Genomic DNA, 14,310 nt, shown 5'->3' with positions numbered 1-14,310 from the left:
ACAGAATATACTTCAACGATTCAGCTGTTTTGCTGTACCGGCATCCACGAATTCTGCTATCTTGTGAGGCGGTTTGTAATCCGCACGTTTCGGAGGCGTCATGGCTCAGGTCAGACTGGAGAAAGTCAGTAAAAAATTTGAGGACGGACAGTCGGTGGTATCCGGCTTAAACCTCGAGGTTTCCAACGGCGAATTTCTTGTACTTGTGGGGCCTTCAGGCTGCGGAAAATCAACGACGCTGCGGATGATTGCCGGTCTTGAGGATGTCACGGAGGGCCGCATTTATATCGGCGACCGCTGTGTGAATGAAATCCCGCCGAAAGATCGCGACATTGCCATGGTGTTTCAGAATTATGCGCTCTATCCGCATATGTCTGTATACGACAATATGGCGTTTGGACTGAAATTGCGTAAAATCTCGAAGCAGGAGATTGAAGAACGGGTCAATCGGGCGGCAAAAATACTGGGCCTCGAAAAACTGCTGAAGCGCAAACCGAAAGCCTTGTCCGGCGGACAGCGGCAGCGCGTGGCTATGGGACGGGCCATTGTACGCAAGCCGGCGGTTTTTCTATTTGACGAACCTCTGTCAAATCTTGATGCCAAAATGCGTGTGGAAATGCGTAAGGAAATCATTCAACTGCATACCCGCGTGGCAACCACCATGATCTATGTTACCCACGATCAGGTAGAAGCGATGACGCTCGGTGACCGGATATGTGTGATGAATCAGGGGGTGATTGAGCAGGTTGGCCGACCGAGAACCATTTTTGATTATCCTGCTACGCTGTTTGTCGCCGGTTTTATCGGGACTCCGGCCATGAATATCTTCAGAGGTACAATTGCTTCCGGGAAATGTCTCGTTTTCGACGGCGGCACCTTCCGCATACCTGTTTTGCAGGAACATACCGATGTAATGAAAAGGTATATCGGAAAATCCGTCTGCTTCGGCATTCGGCCGCGGGCGCTGAAAAAATTAAATGCAGAAGAAACCGCTGAGTATATGCTGAATGGTACGCTTGAAATTTCAGAAATGATCGGTGAGGAAATTCTGCTTCATATGAAGAGCGGAGGACATGATTTTGTAGCCAGTATACATCCGCATCAGTTCAGAGAAACGGATCCCCCCGAAATCCGCTTCGGTCTTGATCTGCGCTTTGCTCATTTCTTCGATGCTGAAACCGGGCGTAATATCACCCTGCCGGAACAGGTTGCCCGAGAAACACTGATTCCTCCATCTGCATCATGAAGCGCGAAACGATAAAAGGATATCTTTTCATAAGCCCGTGGCTCATCGGATTTATTATTTTTGTGCTGATTCCTTTTGTAGCCAGTATTTATCTGGCCTGCACCAAATATGACATCGTCTCTCCGCCGGTCTGGGTGGGAGCTGAAAACTACCGGCGCCTGTTTTTCGATGATCCTGTTTTTTGGAAATCGCTGGCCGTCACACTAAAATATGCGCTCATTGCCGTTCCGCTCGGAACCGTGGTTGGAGTCGGACTTTCGCTGCTGCTGAATCTCAATATCAGAGGTATACGTTTTTATCGCACCGCATTTTACCTTCCCTCCATTGTTCCCATGGTAGCCACCTGTGCCGTATTTTCCTGGGTTCTGAATCCGCAGATCGGGCTGATGAACAGCATACTGCGGCTCATCGGCATTGAGGGACCGGCATGGTTATCGAGTGAACCGTGGGCGTTTTATTCGCTGGTGCTGATGTCCCTCTGGTCCGTCGGCGGAAGCATGGTGATCTATCTGGCAGGTCTGAAGAATATTCCGGCTTCACTTTATGAGGCGGCGGTGGTCGACGGAGCTAACGCCTGGCACCGTACGGTACATATCACCCTGCCTATGCTTACGCCGGTCATTTTTTTCAATCTGATCATGGGAACCATCAATGCGTTCCAGTATTTCGCTCAGGCGTATATCATGACACAGGGCGGTCCTGAGGACAGTACCAGTTTTTATGCCCTCTATCTTTTCAAACGCTCCTGGCGCTATCTGGATATGGGCTATGCCAGTGCTATGGCCTGGATTCTTTTTGTGATCGTGATGACCATTACTGTCGTCCTGTTTCTGACTCATCGAAAGTGGGTGCATTATGGGGGCTGATTTCAGGAAACATCTGAAAACCACCGGCACCCTCCTGAGTCTGCTCCTTCTATTTGCTTTTCTCATGGGCTGGTTCCTCAAAACACCCTCGGGCCGGAATTATCCGGACCGCGAACCGGTCTATTTCTGGCACATGTGGACGTCCGGATGGAAAAAAATCGTGGAGGATATCTGTGATGATTTCAATCGGAGCCAGGACCGGTATGAGGTTATCCCTCTTTCCATTCCTGCCAATGTGGCAGACTCCAAATTTCTGCTGGCAACGGCGGGCGGTGATCCGCCGGATTGTATGGCCCAGTGGAATCAGGTTGTGCCCCAGTTTGCGGACAGCCGGCTGATCATGCCGCTGGATGAATTTATGTCTTCCGCAGAGTATCAGTTTTTTCTGGATCACGCCTTTCCGATTGCACAGAAAATCGCCTACTTTGAGGGACGGCACTATTGCGTACCGCTTGCACTTGATGTCCGGGCCTGTTATTTCCGGCTTGATCATCTGCGTGATGCAGGACTTCTGCCCGATTCCGCACCGGCGCGGGTAACCACCAAAGCCGAATATCAGGAGATGCTCAAATATATGCCCCGCACCATGGAGGAAATGGTTTCCTGGGGCTGGAAACTCAACCGATTCGACGACAAAGGACGGCTGGCCCGACTGGGATTCATCCCCCAGTGGTTCCGCATGATGGCCCCGGTTTTCGGCGGCGGTTTTTATGACTGGGAAACCGGTGAACTGACTCTGAACACGCCGGAAAATCTCCGGGCACTGGAATATATCACGGAACAGAACAAGGTGCTCGGTTTCGATCGGTTGCTTCGCTTCCGTTCGTCTCTGACGGGAAAACACGGAGCCGACTGGCCTTTTGCCGTGGGCAAACGCTCCATCACGATTGACGGTCAGTGGCGGGTTGCCCAGCTGGAAAAATATACCCCCGATCTTCCCTACATGACCGCTCCATTCCCTCCTCCGCGTGAAGGGGGCAGAGAAAATGCCGGGTGGGTCCACGGAAATTTTATGATTATTCCCGTCGGTGCTGCCAATCCTGAAGGCGCCTGGGCGTTTATCAAATTCTGGATCGGTTTCGATGATCCCGAAGACGCTGCGGTGCATTATACCAGGGCCGGCTGGCTCCCGCCGCTGCCCCAGATTGCAAAATCAGAAGTCTTTACCCGCTATGTTGAAAAGCATCCGCAGTTTGAAACCTTCATTAACCTGCTCGACAGTCCGAATATGGAACCGACGCCTCCCGTTCCCTATCAGCTTCTGCTGTTCGATATGATTAAGCGCGCCGACGAATCTGCATCGCGCGGAAACATTACACCGAAACAGGCACTCGCTATACTGGAAGAAGACATACAGGCCGAGATCAGGCGGAGAGAGGCGGTGAACCATGAGCCGGAATAGATCTCCGCTGGAGCTTTCGCGTAAGCAGAAAATTCTGACGCATTTTATTCTCATTGTGCTCTGCATTCCTTTCATCATGCCGCTGGTCTGGATGGTTTCCACCTCGCTGAAATCCAATAAGGATATTTTTCCACAGGCCGATGAAGCTGCAGTAACTTTCAGCCTTTCCTCTTTCATACCGGAAAAACCGCAATGGTCGAATTACAAGGCCGCCTGGCAAACCGGTCCGTTTGCGCTGTATCTGCGCAACACACTGCTGCTCTGCACCCTGAACGTGATCGGTTCCGTCTTTTCCAGCGCGCTGGTTGCCTATGGATTTGCCCGTCTGCGGTTTCCAGGGAAGGAATTTCTATTTATTCTGCTGATCTCCTCCATGGCCCTTCCCCGACATGTAACCATGATACCGCTGTTCACTGTTTTTAAAAGCCTCGGCTGGTATGGAACAATGCTTCCGCTGATTGTCCCGGCCTTTTTCGCCAATCCGTTTTACGTCTTTCTCCTGCGCCAGTTCTTCCAGACCATTCCGGCAAATCTTGCTGAAGCCGGAACCATTGACGGCGCGGGGGAATTCAGGATTTTCTCCCGGATCATGCTGCCCCTTGCACAGCCGGCTCTGGTGACCTGCGCACTCTTCCAGTTTCTTTCCACCTGGAACGATTTTTTCGGACCGCTGCTTTATCTGAATGATCCGCAGCACTATACCGTCGCTTACGGACTTCAGCAGTTTATGGGAACCCACGACAGTGAATGGACCCAGCTGATGGCTGCGGCGACCCTGTTTACCCTGCCTATTGTTCTGCTCTTTTTCCGTGCGCAGAAAATTTTCATTCGTGGAATTTCAACTACCGGTTCAACCGGATAAATGATTTCAATGAGAGGAAAACTTGATCCATCGCATTCTATATGCAATATTTTGTCACATGCCTAAAAAGGATGAAATTCTGCAGGTGGCCATTATGGTCAGCACCTCCAGCGCATGGGGGCGACGGATCGTTAAAGGAATTCTGACCTATGCCAACGAAGTCGGTCCCTGGCACATCTGGGTTAACCCCTCCACGGAAAGTAACCTGCACGAACTGCCGAAAGGTTGGCGCGGTGACGGGATTATCGGCCGTGTGGCTTCCAATGATTTTGCTGAACAGCTTAAAGCGCTGAATCTGCCCATTGTCAATGTCGGCGATGTTCCGCTCGAAGGATACACCTTCCCCTGTGTCCGGACTGATGATGCCGCAGCCACCGAAATGGCCGCGGACCATCTGGTGAATCGTGGCTTCAAGTCAATCGCCTATGTCGGTTCATGTCATAACCCCAACCCGATCTGGTATGGGAAAGCATTTAAACGGGCCCTGAAGAAATACGGACTCGACAGCATCGAATATTATCGCGAAGAATCTCAAAAAGAGGAGCTCGAGCGCATGAGCGCCTGGCTTAAAGATCTGCCCAAACCCACCGGGCTTCTGGTTTGGGGACACGGAAACGGCCGCTTTGTCGTCGATCTCTGCATGAGCATCGGCATCTCCGTCCCGCACGATATCGCCATTCTATGCGGAAGTTACGACGAACTTCTCAGCCACGCCTGTTTCCCCACTCTTTCCGGCATCAACAGTCCCACGGAACAGATCGGCTACAAAGCCGCAGAGCTCATGCACCGTATGCTGCTGGGGGAAAAGGTTACGCCCGAAACCATATACATTCCGCCTCTCGGTGTTGTAGACCGCCTATCCACTGATACGCTGGCCGTCGACGATCCAAAACTCGTCAAAGTGGTCAACTTCATCAAAGAACATGCGTTTGAATCCATCACGATGGCCGACATCCTGAAAGAGGTTCCCATGGCCCGTCGTTCGCTGGAACGCCGGTTCATGCAGATGTTCGGACGATCGCCCATTGATGAAATCCGAAGGCTTCGTATCAATAAAGCACGCCAGTTACTGGCCGAAACCGATCTGCCCATGCAGGATATTGCCGAAGCCTGCGGTTTTGCCACCTATAATTATCTGACGCACGTTTTCAAACAGGTCACCGGAACAACACCGCGCGACTACCGCAAAAAAATGCGCGCATTTTAGACCCCTGTATTTTATTGGTGGCAAAATCAAATATATATATTTCGTAATCACCTCTAGTTACCGCACCGCCAGAGCTCCTATTCTCCTTACCTGTTTATAAAACGAGGTAAGAATGAAATCAGTTTATATACTTGCAGCAATAATCTGCACGGCTGAAATCTCCGGGGCTGAAACCAGCCTTTTTTCTAAAAAAGGCGGTTTTACCGAAGGCAACCTGCAAGGGCAGCAATCATGGCTTTCAGAAGGCGGTGTCATTGATTTCAACCGCGGAGGATTTATCCTGAGTTCTGAAACCTGGAAATCATCATTCTATGGAATACCGGTTGATGCACAGAAAAACACATCCTGCAGCATTTCAGCCGATTTCGGATTTACATTGAACGGAAGAGGAAGTGCCGACATTTTCAGTCTGATGATCAATGAACGACCATCGGGATTAGGTGCTTTACGCGGTTTTTTTATCCGCACACTAGATTCTCCTGTTTATAAATTCGGTTTTAAGTCCAGTGACAACAAACTCTATCTTTCCAGTCCTGTCCCTGAAGAGAAAATCGGCCTTGGAGAAAGTGCCGTTTCTGATCGTCTGACCATGACGATGATCATGGAGAAAGGAGACACGCCAGCGGACTGGTCCGTTGAGGTGGAACTGCTGAATGCCCGCACTGGAGAGTCGCTGTCCAGACTGGTTCAGACCGGAGTTACTCTGGATACATCTATCTATGAAACCGACACCTGGTATACCGGATTTTCATCTTCTCGGGGGGATCGCGATACCGGAACCCGGAATCGTTGCGTTTATCTTTTTTCATTCAGCGGCGACCAGGATTCTAAAACGTTGTTCCTGATTCTTTAACGTGCAGAAATTACGTATATCTAAAACGCAATGGCATATAGGCGCAATGACACCTTCAGCGCTACATTTACAGCAACGAGTTTGATGGCACATAAGAGTCTCATCTCCTCAAAAACGAGAAGCTTTTGTTGGGTTCTTGTTTCTCGGCGTAAGGTTTCCTCCTCTTTTTCCTTACGCCGTTTTTTTATGCCCCGAAAAAACCGGAAACGATTTGACGATTCCCACGGCAGTAATCCCAAAGATATTCACCCGTGGCCTCCACACATTTCCGGCTGATATGATGCGGAAGAACGGAGACCAGCGGATAACCGGTTTTCCCTTTGTACATTGCCAGATGTTTCAGATAATTCTCTTCCGTCAGCGCCTGGGGACCGGTGTCATTCCCTCCGATATGGTCAAGATTGATCGCCCGGCCGGGGGCGGATTTATAGGTCACGGTATAATGTGATTTTACACGGCCCGGCCAGTCATATTTCGGATTCATCCAGATATCATTGGTCCGGTTTACATCAGCAAAAGGAGCAAAGAAAATATCCGGCACATGAAATTCCATTTCCAGCTCGGGATCAATCACTTTGGCGGCACGGTAGAGCTCTTTATGAATGTGAAGCATGTCGGACTTCGTATTGTACGACATATCGATTTTAAATTTTTTCACACCCATATTCCGGTAACGCCCGATCACTTCGGTTGCATAACTGAAAATATCGGCCTTCGGGTTCAGCCACCGTTCTGCATTCGGTTTCACCGGTTTGCCGGCACTCCAATTCCCCAGAATTTCAGGATAACGTTTTCCGATGATACTGTTGTGATGGACTTTCGGGAACCCGATCCAGAGACCCGGAGTAAATCCGGCCTCGGCAATCATGCCCATGGTCTTTTCAAAATTCGGGAACGTCTGCGGATCCGGCTCCCACGAACCGAACCCGGATTCCAGAGTCCCATCCGGAAAAATGCTCCAACCGTGATCGAGCGTCAGCTTGCCTTTCGGATAATCGAATTCAATGAGCTTATCGATATAGGCTTTTACAAAGTCATGATTCAACAGTTTGAAATGACCCCGCCGCACCTTACTCTGTACCTTCTGCTCCACCCACGTGCAATACTCCACGTCCGACCAGAAATCCGGATAATCTTTCAGCGGCTGAAAGTTCAGCCGCTGCATCATAATGGAATTATATTTTTTCCACGCCGCATCGCCGCCTTTTTCCACAAAAAGCTCCTGTCCTTCAGGAACAGTAACCCTCAGCGTCTGTTTTCCATCAAAAGCAAATGTCGACTGTTCAAACCCGAAGGTCGTCATGAATCCAACAAACTGCCCGGCCGCATCAACAATCACCGGCGAACCTGACATGCCGGAAGCATTAATCGTAAATGGATTATGTTCAAACGGAACGCTTTTGTAATAATGCGCCCCGCCGCCCTTTTCCGCCCCGCCGCCGGACAGACTGTGATATGGACAGAACAGAGGAGGTTTGACCCTGATCTTAATCCGTTCCAGCCTTCGGTCGCTTTTGAAGGTCGATGCCGAGGCATAGCCATCCTCGGACTGCTCCACCTTGGCCGCTCCCCGGGCCACACCGGCCGCAGCAAATCCTGCTCCGGCCGCTTTGATCATCGAACGTCTGCTTTGCATTTTACAGCTCCTTAAACTTTTTTGTTCTAGCGATTCTTTGGCGAAACAATACGGTCGCGGAATGTAATACGGATCGGATAAGCAAAACCATAATCCGGTCTTGGCGGCAATGAAACCGACATCCCCTGCTCAGTAGCGGTCCAATCAAGCTTCCTTTGCTTCCCGAGCAACATGACAGACTCCACCCCGGAAAGATCCGCTCCTGCCAATGTTTCAATTAACACATGTTCTCCCGGCCATTTCAGGAGCGTGGCATAGAGGATGTTATTCTCTTTATTTCGCGTAAACCGGATATCCTCTTTCGTCGCCTCCATCTTTATTCGGCCATGCACATCCTTTTCATACCACTGATCACCGACTTCTCCGTAGACTTCATACGGCCGGGTGCCGTAAACCGCCTCGCCGTTAATGTTCAGCCAGTCGCCCAGCTCCCGCATCATTTTTTTCTGGTCTTCCGGAAACGTGCCATCCGCTTTCGGCGCAAACGACAACATCAGAACGCCGCGTTTGCTGATAATATCCATCAACTGATCAACAATGGTATTCGTCGGCTTGATGGCCACACCCGGGACATAACTCCAGTTATGATCGTCATAAACGCAGTCATCCGTCTGCCAGACCATATCCCCGATTTTATCCATTCCGCCGCGCTCATAATCGCGCACCGCCGAACCGGGTTTGTACCAGCGCGACTTGTAATTCAGCACCACACCCGGAGCACCGTATTCACCTTTTCCCCATTCAATCGCCTGGTTGTAGTAATGCGCGCCGAACTCCCGGCGTCCCGGCTCATATTCCTCCAGACGATGTCCCCAGTCGAAGTAGTAGAGATCCGGACGATACAGATCCGCCAGCTCCTTGGTGCGATCGATCCAGCGCTGTACATCACGCGGGCTCGGCCGAACCTTATCGCGTGTACGCGCAAACCAGGCCCAGCGGCCCTTATTTTCGGTCTGCTCTTCCGGTTTAACCCGGGCATGTTCAAGCCCCTTTTCCAGAATAACCGGTTCTCCGTACAGATCCCGGTTGGCCGGATCTTTCGCATCATAGCCGTTAATATGATTCCATTGAAAAAACTGCACATTAAATGCCGTGTGGTTGGAAACGCCGAACTTCAGGCCCTTCTTCCGAACGGCCTTTTCTATTTCACCCACCAGATCCCTTTTCGGCCCCATTTTGGCCGCAGTCCATTTGGAGAGTTTGCTGTCCCACAGAAGGAAACAGTCATGATGCGCGCCCATCATCGTAAAAAATCTGGCACCGCCCATAACAAAGAGATCGGCCCATTCATCCGGATCAAAATGTTCCGCTTTGAACATCGGAATAAAATCCTTATAGCCGAACGTACCGGGGTCGCCGTAGGTTTCCCGATGGTGCCGCGCCGTCGCCAGTCCCTGATCATGCCGTGTACTCTGCCCTTCATGCACATACATCCAGCGGCCATACCATTCGCCCGCATGATCTCCCATAAATGCAGGGACCGAATAAACGCCCCAGTGCACCCAGAAACCGAGTTTCGCATCTTCATACCACTCCGGCGCTTCATAGTTCACCAGCGATTCCCAGGTCGGCTCATATTTTTCTCCCGCAAACAATGCGGAAACAGAGGATATCATTAACCATGTAACCGGAATTTTTCTCATCTTCTTCACCTAATGCAACCGTGCATAACCAAACAGCAATTCACCGGCAGTATCCCGGCCGATTAATTTTACCGTGAAATTTTCATCCGTAATTTCATGCCCGCTGGCATCAAAAGTAACCACCAGATTCTGACCGGATGCTTCCCGATTCATCGCTTTACACCCCCGCCCGAAATTGACCGCTTCCGGAGCACCGAGACGCAAGGAATTTACATCGACATTATTCAGAGGATCGAATCCGGGCTCCGATTTGATCAGCAGTCGGATCGTCTCCGTTTCAGCGGTAATCGGCTCGCGGTTTAAAAGTTCAATCCGGCGGGGTACCCGCAACGGGACGACAATATTTTTCGAGCTGTGATTATCATTCGCAACATCATCATCTTTTCTGCAATCAATGGCCGCAAAATTCATATAGGCCGCGCGCCCGAATTCATCCTGCAGTACTTTCGGACGCTCCAGTTTATACCACGCTTCGCAGATTCCATCCTCGTGAACCATAATTCTGTGGTCATAGGCATACCCCGGTGCCCATTTCCAGTTTATGCCGTCCGGCGAGCGCATATAATACGCGTGCCGCTTGTCCCAATCATTCACCACCAAATGGTATTGCACCTCATCCTTCCAGATAACCGGATCTTCAAAATGTTTTTTAATTTTCGGATACACAGAGTTTTGAGTGACCTGTTTGAAATGCTCCTCGCCATTTTCGCTGACGAATATATAGCCATTTTTATTCATCATCAGCAACGAGCCGTCTTCACGCGGGACATAGGTGCGATTGCTCGTGTTTAACTTTTCACCCTGCCAGTCGAAGGTGGTTTCTGTTTGCTCCCATGGCCCGCTCAGCGTCGGCGCGGTGTAGGCTTTGTCCCCCATCACACCGACAACGTACGAGCCGTCGCTACGTCGGTAGATTTCCGGATTATGCCCCTTGCCAACCTCATCGATCACTTTATACGGACCGAGCGGCTGAGGACTCACCGCATGTACGATCACTGAACTCCACCAGGTATGATGTCCGGATTTTCTGCCGCCGCCTTTCACATTGTTTTCCGGCCATCGACAGACAAACAGGTGAAACTTTCCATCATCCCCGCGAACAATATTACCCCCCCAATAGGAATATTCCGCATCCTCTATCCCATTTGCGGCGTCCCGAGGAAGCACATTTCCTCCACCCCAGAGATCTGACCGCGGTTCCTCGACATAAGGAACCGGCAGAAACCGGTCAATGAATGCACCGCCTTCCACAAGACCATCCGGGATCACATACTGCGACTTATTAACTTTAGCAAAGGAGCCGGAACACAGGAGCAAACTGATCAGTACAAAAAGCTTATTCATACCATTTATACTGCAACAGATGCCGCTATGCGAATACCCGGAAATGCGGATAAAATATTCGTAATTACGCAACCATGATCAGCCGCACATCACAAGGTTTCAGAACAAGGCGGTTTTCGCAACGTTGCTGAATAACGAGATCCACCGCTGTTGAATTGTCCGGAAGAGAAACCACACGCACCTCTTTGCTGATATTATTGAGGGCGATGATCATGCGGCCGCTTTCCGGGTCCTTCTTCATGAACAGGCTCACCCCTATCGCCTTTTCACCATTGAAGTTGGTAACAGAAACCGGCAGAAGAAGAGGAGTGGAAACGGGACGCAGTACCGTTTCCAGGGGCTGCAGCAGATCCGGCCACTCTCCTTTAGGAATGACGGAAAACGGTTCCGGCTGCCAAATCCCGGAACGGTCACGCCCATATTCATCTTTTAGGAAACTCTCTTCAGCACCGATCAGAACAAGCCGCCCGCCGAACGCTTTCAGAGCTTCAAGACTTCTATCGAGAATATAAGCTGTCGGCGGAACAATCACCGTCTGCGTTTCGGCATCCAGCCCGCCGATCTTCGATGGCGTTGTGAAACCGACCGTAAAATTGAGCAGTTTCAATGCCTCATAAATCTGTTGCATGAAGTGGGTATAGGTTTCATCCTGAATGGCCGTTTCCTCACAGTAATAAATCCAGAAATCACGATGTTCAGGCTGAATGCCCACCACATATTCCGCATGGGCATTCAGCTCTTTCATTGTCCGGCTGAACGCATCCACGGCAATCGGCTGGACCGACAGTTCACCGATATGATCCCCCTGAGCTCTCAGTGCTCCGTCCGTTCCCCGCCCCCAAAGCCAGGCATTGATCATGCCCATGCCATGTGTAAACGCCAACCACAGGGCCGACCGAACATAGTCACGATTCATATTAAAATGGCGCCAGCTGACTGCACTGAAACCATGCCATTCAGAATCGTAGAAAACTTTTTCGGGATACATCGATTTCGACCAGTCCAGAAACATCGACTGCTCCGACCATTCATAGGCAAAATGCGCCTGCCATCCCGTTTTCGGATCCATCCCCTCTTCATGCTTGCCGAAAAACTGCGCGCCCTGCGGTGCACAGCGCAAATCTGCACCCATCACCTCCTGCAGGTCGGTCAGATATTCCATATCCATTCCGCCATCACGCTCGCTCTTGGAAAGGCTGTAACCGAGCACCTTAATCGATACCGGCGCATTACGACCGCTGTCATTTTTCTGCGCTTCGCTTTTCAGGAATGTAAACCACTCATTCACCCGGTCATGATTAAACCGCACCCAGTCATACCAAACCGGAGTTCCGCGCAACGCCGGATCTATCTGCCGCTGTTCCGGTTCCAGCCCATAAAACAGCACCTGATCCCAATCGGCATAGTCCGTACCGTAAATCCCGTTCAATTCGGAAATTGTGGAATACTTCTTTTCCAGCCAGCGATGCCATTTTTCCATGGTGGTATCCGACAGACCGTTCCCCGCCTTCCATCCCCCTTTTCGCGTAGCGAAATGCGGCTCGTTAGCCAGCAGATGCACCATGGGGAACGATTTACAGGCCTCTGCATATTCCGGAAGAAAAGAGGAATAGAGTTTTCTGATCCATTCGCGGATCAGCGGACTGTCGATATCATAGGTGGTAAAGTTCCGCCCGCCGTACTGCACTTCCGGATACTTTTCTTTCATCCAGCCCGGCGTATTATGTCCGGTCAGAAACACACGCGGCGACATATGGAAAGCGTTCTGCTCGGCCAGCGCTTTCAGTCTGGAATGCAAATGCGGCCCGGGAGTCCCATCCTGCTGCAACTGCGTAATCTGCAGGTACCCTCCTCCAATACGTCCAAAACAGTTCAGCTCCTCTTTCCGTGCAGGGGTCCAGACCAATGAGCTCGGAAATACCTTTCTGCCTTCCAGCTCGTAGGCTTTCCGTTCCAGCTTCATGGTTCCAACGGTTAAATCCGGCGGCGAAACCGGTTTGATTTCCCCGGACATCTGCCGCTGTAACTCACCGATAGCATAATCCGCCACCTCAATACAGCTGTTGAGTTCTTTGATCGCAAAATCGGCCGCATATTCCGGGGCCATTTTCCGATAGTGCCATCGCTGGGCAAAAATTTCGGCAGCTCGTTCCCGATGTTCATAATCATGATTGGCCGCTACAATAAAAAGACCGATAATCTGATACGACGCCACCGCATAGTCCACCACGTACCCTCTTTGCTGCGCATCTCGAATTAAATGGCCGAGCTGCTGCTGTTTGGCCTCAACTCTACGATTCAAGGCCAGCCACTCATTCCGGGCAGCAGTTCCAATTCCGGGGAAAATACAGGCCCCCACAGCGGTCAATGCGGTAAAGCGGCGTCGATTCATTCAGTTCCTTTCAAGCGAATTTGTTTTGTAATTTCCATCGGCAGCACATCGATTGAACGGATGCGCATTCCTTTATAAAAACATTCAGCGGCCTCGGACTGCAGTTGGATCTGTCCTTTAGTCAGTGGTTTACCATCAGCGCGACGCGCATTTTCAACCACCATAACGACCTTGCCGTTAACCACATGAACGGAAGTATCGCCCAGAGCATAAATTTCCATCAGGTTCCATTCACCATGCGGTTTATCCATTTCCGGCCAGGCGCTGATATAGCCGCCGGTATACTCTTCGCTTTCGGCATCATAGCGCCGGCGTTTTGTTCCCTCGACGACCGCCGTACGGACCTCCGCACGCGGACCGGCCAACGGGATAAAGTCGCCCAGATCGGATTCCTGAACCTGACATTCCAGGCACGATTTCCAGACCTTCCAGAAGGCCCCGTGTTCACCGTGGCAATGGTAGAGAATGCCGCTGTCACGTAACGTGTTCTCTCGCGGTGCCCATTGTTTATCGCCCCACTTCACCATAATCTGCAGATGATAGTTTTCAAAAGATTCAAGGGTGGTCAGGCCGCCGTATATTTCACCACTGACATGCAGTACCGGTTCGCCGTTTTCCTCAATTATGCTGAAAACATTCTTAACGTCATTATTCAGCCCCATCGGGATCCCGTTATGACAATCCGGCGAAGTGGGTGTTCCCGGAGGCAGCCCCTCAACTGAGTCATGGGGAATCCCCATCCAGACTTCAAAGTTCGATAACTCCTGATCAAACAGTGTCTTCCAGTTTCCGGCGAATCCTGTGCAGACCAGCGACAGACCGATTACAAGTGTTGCAGTGAAATATCGTTTCATGGTTC

The 14,310-nt window shown here is 50.8% G+C and carries 11 protein-coding genes; 6 read left to right on the top strand and 5 right to left on the bottom strand.

Features of this window, described 5'->3' with window-relative positions; genetic code table 11:
* Positions 1–100 precede the first annotated feature (100 nt).
* From ugpC to EGM51_05005, 6 genes are all read left to right on the top strand, one after another.
* Positions 101–1,246 carry a sn-glycerol-3-phosphate ABC transporter ATP-binding protein UgpC gene (ugpC, locus tag EGM51_05030; protein QBG46787.1) on the top strand — a complete coding sequence of 382 codons (1,146 nt, stop codon included), beginning with the start codon at positions 101–103 and terminating at the stop codon, positions 1,244–1,246.
* Positions 1,243–2,112: a sugar ABC transporter permease gene (locus EGM51_05025; protein ID QBG46786.1), complete on the top strand. Its 870-nt coding sequence runs from the start codon at positions 1,243–1,245 to the stop codon at positions 2,110–2,112. Before ugpC ends, EGM51_05025 begins: the two co-directional genes overlap by 4 nt.
* The gene (locus EGM51_05020; protein QBG46785.1) at positions 2,102–3,514 is read left to right on the top strand and encodes an extracellular solute-binding protein; all 1,413 of its coding nucleotides are present in this window, start codon (positions 2,102–2,104) and stop codon (positions 3,512–3,514) included. The genes EGM51_05025 and EGM51_05020 overlap by 11 nt, the downstream gene beginning before the upstream one ends.
* A complete protein-coding gene (locus EGM51_05015; GenBank protein QBG46784.1) occupies positions 3,501–4,376 on the top strand; it encodes a carbohydrate ABC transporter permease in 876 nt (291 codons plus the stop codon). Before EGM51_05020 ends, EGM51_05015 begins: the two co-directional genes overlap by 14 nt.
* A 58-nt stretch (positions 4,377–4,434) precedes the next feature.
* Positions 4,435–5,583 (top strand): helix-turn-helix domain-containing protein, encoded by a 1,149-nt coding sequence (locus EGM51_05010; protein ID QBG46783.1) that lies wholly within the window; start codon positions 4,435–4,437, stop codon positions 5,581–5,583.
* 112 nt (positions 5,584–5,695) lie between these two features.
* Positions 5,696–6,436: a hypothetical protein gene (locus EGM51_05005; protein ID QBG46782.1), complete on the top strand. Its 741-nt coding sequence runs from the start codon at positions 5,696–5,698 to the stop codon at positions 6,434–6,436.
* 184 nt (positions 6,437–6,620) lie between these two features.
* Here EGM51_05005 and EGM51_05000 read toward each other — a convergent pair whose 3' ends face one another.
* The 5 genes from EGM51_05000 to EGM51_04980 all read right to left on the bottom strand — a co-directional run bounded on the left by EGM51_05000 (position 6,621) and on the right by EGM51_04980 (position 14,305).
* Positions 6,621–8,072 (bottom strand): hypothetical protein, encoded by a 1,452-nt coding sequence (locus EGM51_05000; protein ID QBG46781.1) that lies wholly within the window; start codon positions 8,070–8,072, stop codon positions 6,621–6,623.
* Positions 8,073–8,098: 26 nt separating this feature from the next.
* A complete protein-coding gene (locus EGM51_04995; protein ID QBG46780.1) occupies positions 8,099–9,715 on the bottom strand; it encodes an alpha-L-fucosidase in 1,617 nt (538 codons plus the stop codon).
* A 9-nt stretch (positions 9,716–9,724) separates the two neighbouring features.
* Positions 9,725–11,026 carry a hypothetical protein gene (locus EGM51_04990; protein QBG49248.1) on the bottom strand — a complete coding sequence of 434 codons (1,302 nt, stop codon included), beginning with the start codon at positions 11,024–11,026 and terminating at the stop codon, positions 9,725–9,727.
* A gap of 97 nt (positions 11,027–11,123) precedes the next feature.
* The gene (locus tag EGM51_04985; protein QBG46779.1) at positions 11,124–13,451 is read right to left on the bottom strand and encodes a glycoside hydrolase family 42; all 2,328 of its coding nucleotides are present in this window, start codon (positions 13,449–13,451) and stop codon (positions 11,124–11,126) included.
* Positions 13,448–14,305 carry a DUF1080 domain-containing protein gene (locus EGM51_04980; protein ID QBG46778.1) on the bottom strand — a complete coding sequence of 286 codons (858 nt, stop codon included), beginning with the start codon at positions 14,303–14,305 and terminating at the stop codon, positions 13,448–13,450. The genes EGM51_04985 and EGM51_04980 overlap by 4 nt, the downstream gene beginning before the upstream one ends.
* Positions 14,306–14,310 lie beyond the last annotated feature (5 nt).

The sequence above is a fragment of the Verrucomicrobia bacterium S94 genome, assembly GCA_004299845.1.
GTDB lineage: Bacteria > Verrucomicrobiota > Kiritimatiellia > Kiritimatiellales > Pontiellaceae > Pontiella.
This window is presented reverse-complemented; position numbering and strand designations above follow the sequence as displayed.

What these genes read in the sequence shown, in the direction of transcription:
- ugpC (QBG46787.1), top strand. Translation starts at nt 101, where the DNA reads ATGGCTCAGGTCAGACTGGAGAAAGTCAGTAAAAAATTTGAGGACGGA.
- EGM51_05025 (QBG46786.1), top strand. Translation starts at nt 1,243, where the DNA reads ATGAAGCGCGAAACGATAAAAGGATATCTTTTCATAAGCCCGTGGCTC.
- EGM51_05020 (QBG46785.1), top strand. Translation starts at nt 2,102, where the DNA reads ATGGGGGCTGATTTCAGGAAACATCTGAAAACCACCGGCACCCTCCTG.
- EGM51_05015 (QBG46784.1), top strand. Translation starts at nt 3,501, where the DNA reads ATGAGCCGGAATAGATCTCCGCTGGAGCTTTCGCGTAAGCAGAAAATT.
- EGM51_05010 (QBG46783.1), top strand. Translation starts at nt 4,435, where the DNA reads ATGCCTAAAAAGGATGAAATTCTGCAGGTGGCCATTATGGTCAGCACC.
- EGM51_05005 (QBG46782.1), top strand. Translation starts at nt 5,696, where the DNA reads ATGAAATCAGTTTATATACTTGCAGCAATAATCTGCACGGCTGAAATC.
- EGM51_05000 (QBG46781.1), bottom strand. Translation starts at nt 8,072, where the DNA reads ATGCAAAGCAGACGTTCGATGATCAAAGCGGCCGGAGCAGGATTTGCT.
- EGM51_04995 (QBG46780.1), bottom strand. Translation starts at nt 9,715, where the DNA reads ATGAGAAAAATTCCGGTTACATGGTTAATGATATCCTCTGTTTCCGCA.
- EGM51_04985 (QBG46779.1), bottom strand. Translation starts at nt 13,451, where the DNA reads ATGAATCGACGCCGCTTTACCGCATTGACCGCTGTGGGGGCCTGTATT.
- EGM51_04980 (QBG46778.1), bottom strand. Translation starts at nt 14,305, where the DNA reads ATGAAACGATATTTCACTGCAACACTTGTAATCGGTCTGTCGCTGGTC.